14 protein-coding genes are annotated in these 17,835 nt (G+C 45.4%); 11 read left to right on the top strand and 3 right to left on the bottom strand.

All coding sequences use genetic code 11. The features are described 5' to 3' along the window. The 6 genes from IGI73_RS00315 (at window position 1) to IGI73_RS00340 (ending at window position 8,424) form a co-directional block, all read left to right on the top strand. Complete coding sequence (locus tag IGI73_RS00315) at window positions 1–1,449, top strand: FGGY-family carbohydrate kinase (protein ID WP_438759001.1); 1,449 nt, start codon at window positions 1–3, stop codon at window positions 1,447–1,449. Between the two features lie 12 nt (window positions 1,450–1,461). After that, on the top strand, window positions 1,462–2,319 hold the full coding sequence (locus IGI73_RS00320) for an alpha/beta hydrolase (RefSeq protein WP_428207029.1): 858 nt from the start codon (window positions 1,462–1,464) through the stop codon (window positions 2,317–2,319). Between the two features lie 46 nt (window positions 2,320–2,365). Then, window positions 2,366–3,646, top strand: a complete 1,281-nt coding sequence (locus IGI73_RS00325; protein ID WP_010748509.1) for an apiosidase-like domain-containing protein — start codon at window positions 2,366–2,368, stop codon at window positions 3,644–3,646. A gap of 7 nt (window positions 3,647–3,653) precedes the next feature. Further along, the gene (locus IGI73_RS00330) at window positions 3,654–4,967 is read left to right on the top strand and encodes a PTS sugar transporter subunit IIC (RefSeq protein ID WP_086338869.1); all 1,314 of its coding nucleotides are present in this window, start codon (window positions 3,654–3,656) and stop codon (window positions 4,965–4,967) included. 326 nt (window positions 4,968–5,293) lie between these two features. After that, window positions 5,294–6,601, top strand: a complete 1,308-nt coding sequence (locus IGI73_RS00335; protein ID WP_123833485.1) for a PTS sugar transporter subunit IIC — start codon at window positions 5,294–5,296, stop codon at window positions 6,599–6,601. Window positions 6,602–6,981: 380 nt separating this feature from the next. Next, complete coding sequence (locus IGI73_RS00340) at window positions 6,982–8,424, top strand: glycoside hydrolase family 1 protein (RefSeq protein WP_428207027.1); 1,443 nt, start codon at window positions 6,982–6,984, stop codon at window positions 8,422–8,424. Window positions 8,425–8,532: 108 nt separating this feature from the next. Here IGI73_RS00340 and IGI73_RS00345 read toward each other — a convergent pair whose 3' ends face one another. From IGI73_RS00345 to IGI73_RS00355, 3 genes are read right to left on the bottom strand one after another with little or no spacing between them, the layout of a single operon-like run. Further along, on the bottom strand, window positions 8,533–8,889 hold the full coding sequence (locus IGI73_RS00345; RefSeq protein WP_115231505.1) for an MmcQ/YjbR family DNA-binding protein: 357 nt from the start codon (window positions 8,887–8,889) through the stop codon (window positions 8,533–8,535). 60 nt (window positions 8,890–8,949) lie between these two features. Continuing rightward, window positions 8,950–9,702, bottom strand: coding sequence for an ABC transporter permease (locus IGI73_RS00350; protein WP_142973414.1), 753 nt, complete (start codon window positions 9,700–9,702; stop codon window positions 8,950–8,952). Then, a complete protein-coding gene (locus IGI73_RS00355; protein ID WP_081117629.1) occupies window positions 9,699–10,640 on the bottom strand; it encodes an ABC transporter ATP-binding protein in 942 nt (313 codons plus the stop codon). Before IGI73_RS00355 ends, IGI73_RS00350 begins: the two co-directional genes overlap by 4 nt. A 95-nt stretch (window positions 10,641–10,735) precedes the next feature. On the opposite strand from IGI73_RS00355, the gene IGI73_RS00360 reads away from it, so the two are divergent. From IGI73_RS00360 to cydC, 5 genes are all read left to right on the top strand, one after another. After that, on the top strand, window positions 10,736–11,695 hold the full coding sequence (locus IGI73_RS00360) for a helix-turn-helix domain-containing protein (RefSeq protein WP_428207026.1): 960 nt from the start codon (window positions 10,736–10,738) through the stop codon (window positions 11,693–11,695). A 187-nt stretch (window positions 11,696–11,882) separates the two neighbouring features. Beyond that, window positions 11,883–13,313 (top strand): cytochrome ubiquinol oxidase subunit I, encoded by a 1,431-nt coding sequence (locus IGI73_RS00365; RefSeq protein WP_015508715.1) that lies wholly within the window; start codon window positions 11,883–11,885, stop codon window positions 13,311–13,313. Beyond that, window positions 13,310–14,329 (top strand): cytochrome d ubiquinol oxidase subunit II, encoded by a 1,020-nt coding sequence (gene cydB / locus IGI73_RS00370; RefSeq protein WP_005226530.1) that lies wholly within the window; start codon window positions 13,310–13,312, stop codon window positions 14,327–14,329. Before IGI73_RS00365 ends, cydB begins: the two co-directional genes overlap by 4 nt. Further along, window positions 14,326–16,047 (top strand): thiol reductant ABC exporter subunit CydD, encoded by a 1,722-nt coding sequence (gene cydD / locus IGI73_RS00375; protein ID WP_015508716.1) that lies wholly within the window; start codon window positions 14,326–14,328, stop codon window positions 16,045–16,047. Before cydB ends, cydD begins: the two co-directional genes overlap by 4 nt. Beyond that, window positions 16,040–17,797, top strand: coding sequence for a thiol reductant ABC exporter subunit CydC (gene cydC, locus IGI73_RS00380; protein ID WP_010748518.1), 1,758 nt, complete (start codon window positions 16,040–16,042; stop codon window positions 17,795–17,797). The genes cydD and cydC overlap by 8 nt, the downstream gene beginning before the upstream one ends. Window positions 17,798–17,835: the final 38 nt, after the last annotated feature.

Genomic DNA, 17,835 nt, shown 5'->3' on the forward strand with positions numbered 1-17,835 from the left:
ATGGACAAGACCTATCAGCTGGTTTTAGATCAGAGTACATCCGGTACCAAGCTCTTACTGTTTCAAGAAGGGAAAATCCTGCAACGTTACGATAAAAAACACCGCCAAATTTATCCAAAAGTCGGGTGGGTCGAACATGATCCCCTCGAGATTTGGCAAAATGTCCAAGAATTGCTGGCACAAGTGTTTCAAGAACAAGCGATCACTGCAGATCAAATCGTTTCCTTGTCATTGACCAATCAGCGAGAAACGATCGTTGCATGGGACCGATTGACTGGCAATCCCTTGTACAATGCGATCGTGTGGCAATGCAACCGCAGCGCCGCGATTTGTGAAGAATTGACGGCACAAGGCTGGGAAAGGACGATCAATCAAAAGACCGGTTTACGCTTAGACCCGTATTTTTCTGGCACCAAAGTGAAATGGCTGGCACAAGAATTATCGGCCATCAAGGAAAAGTCGGGAACTGGCGAGTTGGCGATCGGTACGATGGACAGCTGGCTGTTGTGGAATTTAACGCAAGGGACAGTATTTGCGACCGAAGCCAGCAACGCTTGCCGAACATTGTTTTACAATATTGAAGAGGGCCGTTGGGATGCAGAGCTCGTCAAACTTTTTGGCATCCATCTAGCAGACTTGCCAGCGATCAAACCTGCTGATACGGTTTTCGGTAACTATCACGGAATCCCTATCAAAGGAATCTTAGCCGATTCACAAGCGGCATTATTCGGGGAAGGTTGTCAAAGCCTTGGGGATGTAAAAATCACGATGGGTACCGGTTGTTCGATCATGATGCAAGTGCAGCAGGAGCAGACGTTGCGAGATCGCCGCATTTTGACGACGGTCGGCTGGCAAACTAGCCAGAAAACAGCGTTTGCGCTAGAAGGCATCATCCGTTCCTGTGGTGACGCCATCAACTGGTTCAGTGAGCAAGTGGCTCCGCTGCCAGATGTAGCTGAGATCTGTCAAGAAGTGCTGACCAATGACAGTCAAGAAGACATCTATTTTATCCCAGCATTGCAAGGAATGGGTGCCCCTTTTTGGGATAATACGATGACTGCCAGCTTTGTCGGCATGAAACGCACGACGACGACTCATGAGCTGTTGAAAGCCGTTTTAGAAAGCATCATTTTTCAAATCAAAGCAGTGATCGATGTGATGGAAGAAGTCGCTGAACGACTGATCAATCAGGTAATGATCGATGGCGGTGTTTCGAAAAACCGCGCCTTGATGAGCTTATTAGCGACTTTGATCAATAAACCCGTCATCGTCAGCGAAGTCGAAGAATTTTCAGCCATCGGCACGATGCTTGTTGCCAATCCAACCATGAATGAACCAGCTATTCAGCAAACCACGATCGTTCCGCAAGCCGAACAGGCCGTGATCCGTTTGAAATATGAAAAATGGAAACGGTTCATTGAGAAATCAGCTGCTTTTAGTGAAGGATAAAGGAGGAACTATATGGAGACCCAACGAATCCAATTGAATCAAACGGCTTACGTGGATACCTATTTATTGCACCAATCCAAAGAGTACAATATCGGCAAGAAACGACCGCTAGTGATCGTCTGTCCAGGCGGCGGCTACGCATTTACCAGTGATCGAGAGGCGGAAGTCATTGCCTTGAAATTCAATAGTATCGGGCTAAATAGTGTTGTTTTATGGTACACCACCGGTGACCAAGTGAAAAACGTTCCCCACAATGCCTTGATGGAAGCCGCCCAAACCGTCAAAACCATTCGTGCGCATGCTCAAGAATGGTTGGTGGATGAGGAGCAAATCATCGTTTGCGGTTTTTCAGCAGGCGGACATCTAGCGTTGCAGTTAGCGACGCGCTGGCACGATGCTGAGCTGGCAGAAGCGTTGGGCGTTAGCAGTGACTTACTGAAAGTGAATTTGGCGATCGCCGGCTACCCATTGGTTTATCAAGAGCATGCCTTCCCAATCGATGAGCTAGGCTTTGCTGCTAGTCTGATCGAAAAATCTTTAACTGCCAACGAACGCTTTTTTGGGAGTAAACAACCGACGGAAGAAGCCATTCAATCCATGAACATTTTGCATCATGTCGATCAGTGGACACCTCCGATGTTTCTCTGGCATACGACGGAAGACGTCTTAGTCGATGTGGCGCACTCGTTGAAGCTGGCGGTCAAATTAAGAGAAGCCGAGATTCCATTCGAACTGCATATTTTTGAAAAAGGCGAACACGGACTGGCATTAGCGAATCGAACAACGGCACGCAAGCCAAGTCACCACAATGCCCATGTCGCTAAATGGTTTGAGCTGTGCGAAGGCTGGCTCAGTAGTTATATTGATTAAAAAACCGTCGGTGCACAACTTGTGCCGATGAAAGGAGAGCACCACTGTGAAAATCACCGTAAGCCAAAACAAACGCACCTTATTGCGAGACGGACAGCATTTCTTTTATTTAGCTGACACTTGTTGGAGTGCCTTTACTAGTATTCAAGAAAATGACTGGATCACTTACTTAGACAAACGCAAAGAGCAGGGCTTCAATACCCTTCAAATCAATGTGTTACCGCAATGGGATCGCAGCCGTGGTCAATTTGACTGCTTGCCGTTTCCTCTTGATGCGGGCGTCTTTGATTTTACTGTTTGGGAGGATGCCTATTTCGAACGGGCTCAGCGTCTTTGTAAAATTGCCGACGAGAAAGGCTTTACTTTAGCGTTGGTCGTCTTGTGGTCAAACTATGTCGCAGGCACGTGGGCTAGCCAGTTGGACAAAGAACGCAACGTGTTGCCGGAGGATTGCCGCCAGGCCTACTATCAAAAAGTGATTGCGACTTTTGATGCCTTCCATCCGATCTACTTTATTGGTGGCGATACGGATTTCCCAACACAGCCAACCATCGATACGTATCTAGAAGCCTTTGCTTTCTTTGAAAAGCATTCGCCCAATACTCTGAAAACGATTCATATCAAGGGACGTTTTGAAGAGATTCCCGCAACGATCGTCGAACATTTGGACTTATTTTTATACCAATCAGGTCATAACAGCGCCTTTTTGAATATGCCTTATTATTTGGCAGAGCGTTTTTATCAAAGACAACCGCAGCTGCCGATCATCAACTCAGAACCTTGCTATGAACAAATGGGCTATGCCCGTCACGTATACGGCCGATTTGGTCAAAAGGATGTCCGCAAAGCGGCATGGCAATCACTGTTAGCCGGCGGCGCGGCTGGGATCACGTACGGTGCCCACGGCATCTGGAGTTGGCAAACCCCGACGGCGACTTTTGCGGAAGAAATCGGGGAAGCGTTTGATCGTCCGATGATTTGGCCAGAAGCTTTATCTTTTCCTGGGGCAGATGACTATGGCTTTATCAAGCAATTATTCGAATTATTAAATATTCAGGAGCTTGTGCCTTGCCAAGAGCGCTTGATCGATGCAGATGAACAGATTCGTATGGCAGCCATCGCAGGATCGAAGGATGCGTTGCTTTACTTGCCAAGCAATACAACAGTTCGTCTGCAAGGAGATCTTTCTACAGCGACCGTCACATTGATCGATTTGAATACCAATCGTTTCTTGAAACCAAAACTGACAGTTACCGATGGTATCACTGTTTTCCATCCCCACAATTGTCATGAAGATGTATTGTTTGTCATCCAAATAAAGGAGTGAAAAGAAAATGGATAAGTATATGGATAAGGTGTTAGTATTTGCAGATAAAATCTCCAACAATCGGTATTTAAAGGCAATTTCAAACGGGTTGATGGCGACGCTGCCGATCAACATTATTGGTTCGATCGCCTTATTGTTAGCAGTTTTGCCGATTCAAGGATGGACAGACTTTATCAATTCGATCAATATTGGCGGCTATTTTTCCGTCGGTTACAGTATGACCGTCGGGGTTATCTCAGTGTACGCTTCCTTTCTGGTCGGTCACCGTTTAGCGACAGAATTTAAGCAATCGGCGGTTCCTGCCGGCATCGTTTCACTGTTTGCCTTTTTGATGATGACGCCAATGGTTACCTTAGAGGAAACAACGACCCTCGACATGAGCAAACTCGGTGCTCAAGGCTTGTTTACCGCTATGATCTGTGGCTTAGTCTTTGCTCGTTTGTACTGCTTTATTTTAGAAAAAAATATCGCCATCAAAATGCCAGCAGGCGTGCCGCAATTTGTGACGGATACCTTCGCCGGTTTGATTCCAGCAATTATTTCTGGGTTTACCGCGATCGTCATTAGCTGGGCATTCAGTTTTACTTCTTATGGCTCATTCTCAGATTTCATCTATCAAATCTTGGCAATGCCGCTGCAAAGCTTGTCTTCTAGTGTAGGTTCGTTGTTATTTATTGTACTGATCCAAATGGTGCTATGGTTCTTCGGTATCCATGGTTCGTTGGTGGTGGGTAGCTTTGTCACCGCTTTGTACTTACCAATGGATGTGGAAAATATGGATGCTTTAGCTAGCGGCGTTGCGCGTTCCGAGCTGCCGAATATTTTGAGCAAGTCGTTTTATGATTTGTTTGCTGGTATTGGTGGGGCTGGAGGAACATTGTCATTGATTATCGTTATTTTGCTGTTGGCGAAATCCAAACAATCACGGACAGTCGCTAACCTGAGTGCCGTTCCTGGATTGTTCACCATTAATGAGCCGGTGATTTTTGGCTTACCGCTGATTTTGAATCCAATCATGGCGATTCCGTTCATATTAACACCATTGGTTCAAGTGCTTGTGGCGTACCTAGCGATCTGGAGTGGGATCGTCCCACGACTTAGTGGCGTACAAGTTCCCTTTGGCACACCGATTTTTCTAAATGGGTTTCTAGCTGGAGGCTGGCAGGTCGCAGTTCTACAAGTCGTTTGCGTTTTGGCAGGCTGCTTGCTGTACATTCCTTTTGTCAAAATATTAGATAAAGGAAAATTAAAAACAGAAGCAGAAGCAGCGCAAGCAGAGGTTCAAACTGAAAGTATCGATCCAGCTGGAGAAACCGTCTGACTTCAGGGGAACAATGCGTAAAAGGCAGGACCTTGTTCTTCTTCAACAAGGGACAAGGTGAATTTTTGCACACTTGATTTCTTAAGACGGTGAATCCAGTCAATGATCGGCCATTCCCGAAAGCAGATAGGCTTTGATTGATCTACTTAGTAATCGAATGGTTCGGGGAAACGCCGATGATCCTAATGCAAATGTGACACAAATAGATTTTCTGATTTTTGATTTTACTCAGTGTGGGTCTTTTTAAAAAAGATACTAGCTGCTCCCCCACAATTGCTATCAAGACGTTTTGTTTCTCGGACAAAGATCAAAAAGGAGTGTATTATATGACTTTCGCAGAGAAGTTCACCGAAAAAGGCCAGTACTACGCAAGTAAGATTCAGCAAAATAAGTATATGCAAGCAATCTCTAATGGATTGATGTCGCTATTGCCGATCATGATCATCGGCGCATTCAGTACACTGTTGTCTTCCATGCAAATCGAAGTCTATCAATCAATGATTGCCCCGTTTCGCGATATTATCGCCTTACCGGCTCAATTTACGACAAATGCATTGGCTATTTATGCCGCTTTTTCCATCGCTTACAAATTGGCAGGCTTGTATGGAAAAGAAGGCTTGATCCCTGGTTTTGTTTCCTTGTTCTCCTTTTTAGTCTTAACACCAATCAGTGTTTTTGAAGATGGAGAGCTTGTGATCAATGCCTTGACCTTTGACTGGCTGGGGGCTAGAGGGTTGTTTGCGGCGATGATCGTGGGTGTCTTAACTGCCCGTTTGTATGTGTTTTTTGTCGATAAAAACTTGGTTATCACGATGCCGGAGGGTGTACCACCAACGATTGCCAAAACATTTTCGGGACTGGTTCCAGCAGTGTTAGTAGCAGTCTTATTTACGATAACAGCCGGTTTGTGGAAGATGACGGAATTCGGTAGTTTCCATCAATTTGTATACACGATTCTACAAATTCCACTGCAAAGTCTTGGAGGTTCGATTTGGTCGATTTGTATCGCCTTATTGATCATGCAGTTGTTGTGGGTCTTTGGGATTCACGGAGCAATCGTTGTATTAGCGGTTATTCGTCCAATAATGACTGCTCTGGATCTTGAGAATTTGGCTGCTTATCAAGCAGGAGAACCGATGCCTAACTTAGTGACTGGTTCTTTTTGGAGTATTTATGCTAATTTTTCCGCCATGCTTGGTCTAGTAGTAGTTTTACTCTTTTTATCAAAGAGTAAACAATTCAAAATTATCGGGAAGCTGGGAGCACCAGGAGCACTTTTCGGGATTCATGAACCGCTGATCTTCGGATTACCGATCGTAATGAACCCGATTCTGGCGATTCCCTACATTTTAAGCCCAGTTGTTTGCGTGGTGATTGGCTATATCTTAACCATCACGAATATTTTACCAATTCCTATCGGGATGCAAGTGCCTTTTGGTGCCCCGATCGTTCTCTCAGGTATTCTGCAAGGAAGTTGGAAACTCGGGGTAGCTCAATTACTGATGATTCCTTTGTGTGCCTTGATCTATTACCCATTTGTCCGCATTTTGGATAAGAAAAATGCCGAACAAGAATTGGCGCAAGAAACGCAAGAAAAAGCAGCAGAACAAAGCATGGATCGAGTGATTTCTTGATGGTTGAAGATCAAAGGGAGTTGCTTAAACGTATAGAAAGGGTCAACAGTAATTGTTAGGAAATTGTTTAATGGCTACTCATAAAAAACTCTTTAAAAGAAGCTAATTTGACAGGGTTTACTGGTTAAATTTCCCCTTTTTTCAAAAGATCGCTGGTTAAAAGAAACCGATTTTATGATGACAAGCCAACGAGTTAGTGCTATAGTTAAAGAAAGAAAACCCACGTGGATTGTTACTGACTCGATCAGGCAAGACCTAAATAAGAAAGCGCTCTTCTCGTTTTAGCAGCGGCTCTTATTTAGGTTTTTTGTTTTTATCGGGGATTTTTCAGTAACCAGCTAGGTAGGTTTATCAAAAGAAAACAAAAGGAGAACGAGCAAATGGCAAAATTTCCAGAAAATTTCTTATGGGGCGGCGCGACCGCAGCGAATCAATTAGAAGGGGCGTTCGATCGCGATGGCAAAGGCTTGTCAGTGGCGGATGCAATGCCTGGCGGCAAACAGCGTTTAGCGATTTTAGGCAGTGATACATTTGATTGGACGATCGATGAGGACAAATACACCTACCCAAATCATCGCGGGATCGACCATTATGACCGTTTCAAAGAAGACATTGCGTTGTTTGCAGAAATGGGCTTCAAGAGCTATCGTTTTTCCATCGCATGGACACGTATCTTTCCAAAAGGCGATGAAACGACACCAAACGAAGCTGGACTGGCATTTTACGATGCGCTGATCGATGAATGTTTGAAATACGGGATCGAGCCAGTGGTTACGATCTCTCACTATGAAATGCCCTTGCATTTAGCCAAAGAATACGGTGGCTGGAAAAATCGAGCATTGATCGATTTCTATGAACGTTTTGCAAAAGTTGTCTTGGAACGGTTCCACAGCAAAGTCAAATACTGGATGACCTTCAATGAGATCAACTCTGCTTTCCATTTCTCCGCATTGAGTCAAGGGATGGTCAACAGCACGGGTGCCAGCGACTTTACAAACGTGATCCAAGCGTGGCACAACCAATTTGTTGCCAGCAGTAAAGCTGTCAAAATCGGCCATGAATTAAACCCAGAGTTACAGATCGGTTGTATGATCATTTATGCAACGACTTACAGCATTGATGCGAACCCAGTCAACCAAGTGGCGACGATGATCCATAATCAAGCCTTCAACTACTACTGTGCCGACGTGCAAGTACGTGGAAAATACCCATCCTTTACGGATCGTTTGTACAAAGAACACGGCGTCAATAAAGAGGATCTTGAGATTACCGAAGAAGACTTAGCCTTGATCGCTGAACATACTGTTGACTATGTTGGCTTCAGCTACTACATGTCTTCTGCCGTGGATATGACCACAGAAGAAGCCGATGAAGTACAAGGAAACTTGTTGGGCGGCGTCCGCAATCCATTCTTAGAAGCAAGTGAATGGGGCTGGCAAATCGACCCAGAAGGGCTGCGCATCGCGTTGAATGAACTGTATGATCGTTACCAAAAACCGTTGTTTATCGTGGAAAACGGCTTAGGAGCCATTGATACCTTTAACGAAGAAGGAAAGATCGAAGACGATTATCGTATCGATTACTTGCGCCGCCACATTGAAGCAATGGGGGAAGCGATCGCTGATGGCGTAGACTTGATCGGTTACACCCCATGGGGCTGTATCGACCTTGTCAGTGCTTCAACAGGCGAAATGAGCAAACGCTATGGCTTTATCTATGTTGACTTTGATGACGAAGGCAACGGCACGATGGATCGTTCTAAGAAAAAATCCTTCGATTGGTACAAACAAGTCATTGCAACAAACGGAGAAGAGTTGGCCTAAGTGTTTCGTTAGACTCACGGATGACACAGGATCCGTTATAAAAGAAAACCGATCAACGGTGCTCCTATAGAGGCGCATCGTTGATCGGTTTTTTGGTGATATTTGGGTTTAACGGGTACGTTCATAGCTGTCTCGTAACAAAGATTGGAGTTGTTTTTCTGATACAGAGCCATCTAGTAATGCGGTGAGCCAATGGTTTTTATTCATGTGATAAGCGGGTAAATAGCCGCGGCTTTGATTGATGATCGAAACCATTTCGGGCGCTGCTTTGACATCTAAAATTCCGATCATTTCCGTTCCTTCCAAGCCTAATTTTTGCTTTTCTACAGTCATCAGCAAGCCAAACCATTTGCCGCTTTTACGGTGCCGCAAGACTTGGTACTCGGGAAACTTTGCAAATGGATGGTCGACCTGAACATCATTGAAGGTCTGAGCGAAGGCGATCAGACGGTTTTTAAGATCCATGGGTATCCCTGCCTTTTTATAATAGAAAACTACTTATATTATACCACTGATTCCTTTTACCTAGCGTAACCGTTTCTGATAAAGCATTCGTGCCAAGAACCAGCTCACCACTACGATACCGCCGCACCAGCTAAAGGCACTGATCAAGGTGGTATCTTTCAAGTTTAACAAAAGCCCTCGCAAAGAATGGATGATCGGCGACATTGGTTGGTATTCAGCAAAAATGGCTAACGGACGCGGCATGGTTTCCGTAGGGACGAAACCAGAGCTTAAGTAGGGCAAAAGGGTGATCAAGACAGTAAACAAGGTCGCTGTCTCGGGGCTTTTGGCGATGAGACCAACCAGAACGGAGACCCAAGTAAAGGCGAAGGTGAAGCAAAAGATCAATAGGAAAGCGAGTCCCCAGCCAGCAACTGTGGCTTGGGGGCGAAAACCGATGATCATGGCGACGATCAACACGACCAAGGTGCTGATCAAGCTCCGAAGGGTCGCGGCGAAGACATGGCCGTTTAAAAAGGCTGAGTTAGAGATGTTCAAGGTCATCAGCCGTTCCACCATGCCGGATTTCAAATCTTCCGTCACCGTTACCCCAACGGAGGAGGCGCTTTGGGCGATACATTGGACGAGAACACCAGGAACGACAAAATCGACATAAGAGGTATCGCCGACGTTCATGGCTCCCCCAAAAACATAGACGAAGAGGATCATTAAAATCGCTGGGGTCAAAATCCCACTTAGCAAAGTCTCCATACTGCGAATCGATAGCAAGAGATTGCGTTTGAATAAGGTGTTGGTTTCTATAATTGCTTTCATTGGTTTCCTCCTTGGACAAGTGTTAGAAAAATATCTTCTAACGAAGCATTCTTTTGATTAAAACTGGTGATGGTGATCGGTAGTTGATTGAGTTCCTGCAACAGCGTGAAGGAATGCTGGAAGTCTTGACTGACGGGAAATGCCAGAGAGAGACTGGACTCATTGACTTGCAGCGGAAAGTCAGACAGATGCTGTCGCACGGTCTGCAAGTGTTCTTTCGTCAATACGCTGATTTCCATCGTTTGTGAAGGATGCAGTGCTTTGACTTCCGTTGGTGTTCCTTGCAAGATGATTTTCCCTTCATGCAAGATGGCGACTTGGTCTGCTAAAAATTCAGCTTCTTCGAGGTATTGAGTCGTCAGGAAAATCGTTCGTCCTTGAGCGGCGATCTCTTTGATCATGTGCCATGTGGCTAAGCGGTTTTGCGGGTCTAACCCGGTCGTTGGTTCATCCAAAAAGAGCAGGTCAGGTTCGCCGATAAAACTCATGGCGATGTCTAAGCGTCGTCGCATGCCACCAGAATAATTTTTGACTAGTCGGTTGCTGGCATCCACCAAATCAAAACGCTCTAACAAATGTTGGACGATAAACTGTTTGTTTTTGACATGGCGCAAGGCAGCAATCATCAGCAAGTTTTCTCGTCCGGTCAGTTCTTGATCGACGGCGGAAAATTGCCCTGTCAGACTGATTTTTTCGCGAATCGCTGCTGGATCTTTGGTCAAGTCGATCCCATCGATCCGCGCGGTTCCTTGGTCAAAAGGTAGGATAGTGGACAAAATTTTGACTAAAGTGGTTTTTCCAGCGCCGTTTGATCCTAGTAAGACAAATACTTCGCCAGGAGTGACGTCAAAAGTGACCTCTTTCAAAACGGTTTTGTCTTTGAAGCTTTTTTGTAAATGTTTCACGTGAAGCATTTTCTTTTTTATATGGGTATCCATAGCTTTTCCCTCGTTTCTATAAGATAATTCAACTATAAAGGCTCTTCGGGAAAAGCAACTGCTTATTTCAATATATTGAAAAAGAAGGTGAAAAAATGAACAATTATGGTGCGACAGTGAAAGAGCTTCGCAAAAGCAAAGGCTTGTTGTTGAAGGAATTAGTGGATGAACAATTGTCGATGTCTTTGTTATCGCAATTTGAAAATGGCAAAACGACGATTTCCTGCGAACGATTTCATCGTTTGCTAGATAAACTAGAAGTGAGTTTTTCCGAATTTCAGCTGCTACATACGGGGGAGCATCATTCGGAGGCTCAAAAGCTAATGGTTGACTATGTCCGTTCGATGGGGATCGAATCCATTGATGAAGTACCTAAATTAAAAAAGAAATATCAAAAGCTGACCACGTACTTTCAACAGCATTACTCCTTGGAGCTGGACCACTTCTTACAACTGATCCGTTTTGACTACTTGATGAAAGAGGAGCTTTTTAAAGGGGTGCCCATCGAGGAGGCTTACCTGAAACACAATTACTGTTTGGACTCTGCCAAGCATTACTTGCTGAATACCGATACATGGGGTGTTTATGAGCTGCGGCTGTTTGCCCGCGTAGCAATTTCGATGGAGCCAGCTTTGCTTTGGCGCTGCTTGACGATCGCCATCAAAAAGAGTCAGCGCTTTGCAAAAATTCCTGGCAATGAAGATATTTTGTACAACACGTTTGAGACGGTATTTTCTGTCTTTGCTGTTTTCGACGAGGCGAATTATGCGGAAAAGACCTTTCATTTATGGCGAGATCATGTTTATGAAAAAGAGCACATTGAACAAGCGATCTTTATGCCGTTTTTTGAAGGCTGGACGCATCTATTAAAACAAAATAAGGCACAAGCAGCGGACTTGATGCAGCAAACGTTAGATCAGCTGGAAAGATTAGGGATGAAGACCACGTTTGCTATGTATCAATTATTAAGCACATCTGTATTGAAAGAAGAGTTTCCAGGGATTTTATTGAGTGATCCATTGCTTTCTGAAGGAACCCGTTTTGGCTGGGACTAGCTAGAATAAGCTGTATTCCGCCGATGAAAGCGCCTTATGTTTAAGAATCGGAGAGGAAGTGATTAAAAAACAGTAAATGCAAGCAATTTGCTTCTTTTTTACTGATTAGAGGAGTATATTCGAAGTTGGAATTTTTCTTTATTTAGAATTATTTTAATGTACTTTTTATGAAATAGGAGGATGTAGGATGGATATTGTGACACTAGCGCGAATCCAGTTTGCGATGACGACGATTTTTCACTTTTTCTTTGTACCGTTTTCGATCGGAACTGGTGTCGTCGTTGCAATTATGGAGACACTTTATGTGATCAAAAAAGATGAAAAATATCGCCGGATGACGAAGTTTTGGGGGAATATTTTTCTATTGAGTTTTGCTGTCGGGGTCGTGACAGGGATCATTCAAGAATTTCAATTTGGAATGAACTGGTCTGACTATTCTCGTTTTGTCGGGGATATTTTTGGTGCGCCCTTGGCTTTAGAAGCTTTGTTGGCGTTCTTCTTAGAGTCGACGTTCTTAGGACTGTGGATCTTTACATGGGATCGGGTCAGTCCCAAGCTGCACGCCACCTTTTTCTGGTTGGTGACGCTAGGTTCGATGCTATCGGCGTTTTGGATCTTAGCTGCCAATAGTTTTATGCAGCATCCAGTGGGGTATACCTTGAACAATGGCCGGGCAGAAATGACTGACTTCGGTGCATTATTGGCAAATCCACAGGTGTGGTATGAGTTTTTACACGTGATCACCGCTGCCATCACGATGGGTGGGATCATTGTTGCTGGTTTATCTGCCTTTCGTCTATTGAAGAAAGACAAAGACATTGAACGTGATTTCTTCAAAAAATCAATGCGGATCGGTTTTGCGGTGGCATTGTTCGGTTCATTCACCGTCTTGCTAGCTGGGGATGAACAAATGAAATACTTGGTTGAAGAACAACCAATGAAATTTGCCGCAATGGAAGGGGCGTATGAAGATACTGGGAGTCCTGCGGCTTGGACCGTCGTTGCTTGGGCGAATGAAGCAGAACATCACCAAGTCTTCGGTGTTTCGATTCCCTATATGTTGAGTATCTTAGCCTTCAATGAACCCTTCGGCTCCATCGACGGGATGGATACGGTCAATCAGCAATTGATTGAAACCTACGGCGATCGTAATTACTACCCGCCGGTCAACACACTCTTTTGGAGCTTCCGGATCATGGCTGGTTTTGGTGCCTTGATGCTGTTGGTTTCTGGTCTGGGGTTGTATTTTACGCGTAAGAAGAAACCGTGGCTCTTTGAAAAACGCTGGCTGCTTTGGGTAGTGGCGATCACTTTGTTCACCCCATTTATTGCCAATACAGCTGGTTGGCTGATCACGGAGTTAGGACGTTACCCATGGACGGTTTACGGCTTGTTTACGATCGAAGATAGTGTGTCACCAAACGTTTCCGTGACCTCACTCTTGATCTCAAACATCGTTTACTTCCTCTTGTTCTCTGGCTTAGGCGGAACGATGGTCTATCTGGTGAAACGGGAAATGGATCATGGACCTGAAAAAGAAGCCTTCGGCGAAATCAGCCAAGGAGACAACCAAGAAGGGTACGAAGACCCATTTGATAAGGAGGCGTTTGAAGGATGACCGGTCTGCAATTACTATGGTTCACGTTGATTGGGCTTTTATTTTCTGGCTTCTTCTTCTTAGAAGGGTTTGACTTTGGTGTGGGGATGTCTGTGCAGACATTGGCCCACAATGAAGAGGAAAAAGACCAGATCGTTAAAACGATCGGGCCTGTCTGGGATGGCAATGAAGTGTGGCTATTGACCGCTGGCGGAGCGATGTTCGCCTCGTTTCCATACTGGTATGCTTCTTTGTTCAGCGGTTTTTATTTGATTTTGTTATTGATCTTAGTCGGGTTGATCATTCGCGGTGTTTCCTTTGAGTTTCGAGCAAACTTCCCGAAAGAACACAAAAACATTTGGAACTGGACGTTGACGATCGGCAGTACGATCGTACCGTTTTTCTTCGGTCTGATGTTTGTCAGCATGATCCAAGGAATGCCTTTGGGTGAAGATGGCAACATGACGGCAACCTTTACGGATTACGTCAATCCCTTTTCAATCGTTGGCGGGATCGCGTTGACTTTGTTGTGCTACTTGCACGGATTAAACTATATCGCTTTGAAAACGGAAGGTCCGATTCGGGCACGGGCACGCAACTATGCAAGTATTTTTTATGGCATCTTATATGCAGGCTTAGTCGTCTTTGCTGTGATGCTTTACTTCCAAACGGATTTCTTCGAAAATCATTTTGCGACAACGCTTGGTTTGTTGCTCGTGATCGTTGTACTGACACTGATTGCAAATATCGGCGTCTTTAAAGGCAAAGAAATGATGGCTTTCATTGCGAGCGGCTTGACGTTGATCGCTTTGGTGGCATTGATCTTCACAGGGTTATTCCCAAGAGTCTTGATCAGTTCGATCGATTCAAGCTATGACCTGTTGATCGCTGATGCGTCTTCAAGCCGCTACACATTGAAGATCATGAGTTATCTTTCACTGACGATCTTGCCTTTCGTCTTGGCCTATACGGCTTGGAGTTACTATATCTTCCGTAAACGGATCAGTCATACGGAGGCGTTGGAGGGGTATAAATGATTGATAAACAAATCATGAAGCTCCCAGGAATGAAACAACTTTTAGGGCTGCTTGCGGGACTTTCGTTCCTGCAGGCGCTCTTCATTATTGGGCAGGCGTATGGATTGGCACGTGCCATCACTGGCTTATGGGAAGGACGACCATTAGAGGAACAGTGGGGCTGGATTCTGCTGTTCTTTTGTTCGTTTATCGCCCGACAAGCCGTTATCTATTTCCGTTCCAAAAGACTTGATGATTACAGTTACCAGCAAGCCGCCGATCTGCGGGATCAATTGTTGGAGAAATTGTTTCGGGTCGGTCCTCAGATCGCACAACAGCAAGGGACGGGGAATGTAACAACGATGGTCTTGGAAGGGATCAACCAAGTCGAAAACTACTTGAAATTGATTCTTGCCAAAATCATGAATATGTCGATCATTCCTTGGGTCATTTTGGCACTCGTTTTTTATCTGGATTGGGAGTCGGGCTTGGTCTTGCTGTTGGTGTTCCCCTTGATCATCATTTTTATGATCATCTTGGGCTATGCCGCGCAAAGCAAAGCGGAAAAACAATACCGAACGTTTCAATTACTGTCCAATCATTTCATCGACTCCCTGCGAGGGATCGACACGCTGAAATTGTTTGGGGTCAGTAAAAAATATGGCAAGAGTATCTTTGCTTCCAGCGAACGGTTTCGGAAAGCGACGATGGCTTCATTAAAAGTCGGTATTTTATCGACCTTCGCCTTAGACTTTTTCACGACCTTATCGATTGCCGTCGTGGCAGTCTTGCTGGGCTTGCGGCTGATCAATGAAGGAATCTTGCTGTTTCCAGCGTTAACCATCTTGATTTTAGCACCAGAATACTTCTTGCCGATCCGCGACTTTTCCAGTGATTACCATGCAACCTTAGACGGAAAAAATGCGATGACTGCGGTGACGGAGATCTTGCATCAGCCCGAAGCCCAAGTACCGGCAGTAACGGTGCCTCGTTGGCAGGAAGACGCCCAGTTAACGATCGATCAGCTGGCGTTTTCCTACGAGGAAAAAGCGGCTTTGACGGATATCAACTTGAACGTGACTGGCTTCAAAAAGATCGGGATCATCGGTTTGAGCGGTTCTGGCAAGTCTACCTTGATCAATACCTTGAGTGGCTTTCTCGTGCCAGACAGTGGCGAGATTTCTCTTGGAGGGGCGAAGACCACGGCCTTTCGCCAAGCAAGCTGGCAAGAACAGCTGATCTATATTCCGCAAAATCCTTATATCTATCGGTTGACCTTGCAGGAAAATGTCGCGTTTTATCAGCCGACAGCTACCAAAGAAGCCGTACTGAAAGCCATTGAAGTGGCAGGCTTGACTGAGCTTTTAGCAGAGCTGCCGCAAGGGTTGGACACGATGTTAGGAGAAGGGGAACGGCATCTAAGTGGCGGACAAGCCCAACGGATCGCTCTAGCCCGTGCCTTTTTAGACCAGCAACGAAAGATTCTTTTGTTTGATGAACCAACGGCTCATTTGGATATTGAAACCGAAGTTGCTTTAAAGGAACGGATGCTACCGCTGATGGAAAACCGTTTAGTCTTTTTTGCAACCCATCGCTTGCACTGGATGGAAGAAATGGATGAAATCATCGTGATGGATCAAGGAAGAATCGTGGAACAAGGAACCTTGGCACAACTGCAGCAAAAGCAAGGTGCTTTTACAGAACTAGTCAATGGAATGAGGAGGGAACAGCTTGAATAAAATCGGCTTATTGCGCTCATTGAAAACTGATACGTGGGTCAAGCCTTTCTTGTCAAAATACAAAAACGTTTTGGCGCTGGCCTTATTCCTAGGCTTCTTGACCTTTTTCTGTGGTGGGGCACTGATGTTTAATTCTGGGTACCTGATCAGCCGCTCGGCATCGATCCCAGAAAACATTCTATTGGTTTACATCCCCATCGTACTGACCCGAGCGTTTGGGATCGGCCGTCCAGTCTTTCGCTATTTGGAACGGTTGACCAGTCATAGCTGGGTCTTGCGCATGACCTCTAATTTGCGATTGAAATTGTACAACGTAGTAGAAAAAGATGCGATCTTCTTTAAGCAAGCGCATCGCACGGGGGATATCTTGGGCTTATTGGCAGAAGATATCAACCATATTCAAAACCTGTATTTGCGGACGATCTTTCCTACCGTGATCGCTTGGATCTTGTATGCGTTCTTGATCATTGGACTCGGCTATTTTTCTTGGTGGTTTGCTTTGGTGATGCTGCTGCTATTAGGGATCATCGTCTTTGTCTTGCCGCTTTGGTCGGTGATCATCAACGGCGCGCGGCAAGAAAAGCAAAAACACATGAAAAACAACTTGTATACGACACTGACGGATAATGTATTAGGGGTTTCTGATTGGGTCTTCTCTCAAAGAGGCAGCGAGTACGTGGCTGCCCATAAGGAACTGGAAACGCAGTTGCGGGCGGTGGATGAACAGATGCTGTCCTTTGATCGCCGGCGTGATTTTCTTTTACAAAGCATCTTTGGAGTGATCGCTGTCGCATTGCTGCTTTGGACCAGCATTCGCTTTCCAGGTAACCACGGAGGAGCAGCCAACTGGATCGCTGCCTTTGTCCTGTGTGTCTTTCCTTTAGTTGATGCATTTGCGCCATTACCGTCAGCTGCTCAAGAAACCAATCGCTACAAAGACTCCATCGATCGCTTCAATGCACTGCCAGAAGAAAATCGCCAAGTCTCCATGGAGCAACCGTCAGTACCTGAAGTGACGGGCCTCGTGTCGATCACAGTCAAGGACTTGCATTTTCAGTATCCTGAAGGCAAAGAAGTGCTTCATGGGTTGGATCTAACGATTCCTGCGCATCAAAAACTAGCGATCCTTGGTCGCAGCGGTTCTGGGAAAAGTACATTTGCCTCCTTGTTGCGAGGCGATCTGCAACCGACGCAAGGGTCGATCACCTTAAACGACGTGCCTGTGACGGCATTGAGTGAGTCGATCAGTGACTTGATCGGTGTCATCAATCAAAGTCCCTATCTTTTCCATACGACCGTCTTGAATAATATTCGGCTAGGCAATGAGTCGGCTTCGGAAGAAGAAGTCTGGCGCGTACTGGAGCAAGTCGGGTTGAAAGAAATGGTGGCAGCTTTGCCTAACGGCTTGGCGACGATGGTGGATGAAGCCGGCTTGCGTTTTTCTGGTGGAGAACGGCATCGTTTGGCCTTGGCGCGGATCTTGCTAAAAGATACTCCGATCATCTTATTGGATGAGCCAACCGTCGGCTTAGATCCGATCACGGAGCAAGGCGTACTTGAAACCTTTTTCCAAGTGCTGGAGAACAAAACGATCATTTGGATCACCCACCACTTGCAAGGAATTTCGATGATGGACCGTGTGCTCTTTATTGAAGATGGTCAGTTGACCATGAGCGGAACACCTGCCGAATTGGCAGCAGAAAACAAACATTTTCAACACTTATTGGCCATTGACCAAGGACGACGATAAAAAAGAGCGTCCATCAAACAGTGATGGACGATTTTCTT

This window comes from Enterococcus sp. DIV0755f (assembly GCF_051713725.1).
Taxonomy (GTDB): Bacteria; Bacillota; Bacilli; order Lactobacillales; family Enterococcaceae; genus Enterococcus_D; species Enterococcus_D casseliflavus.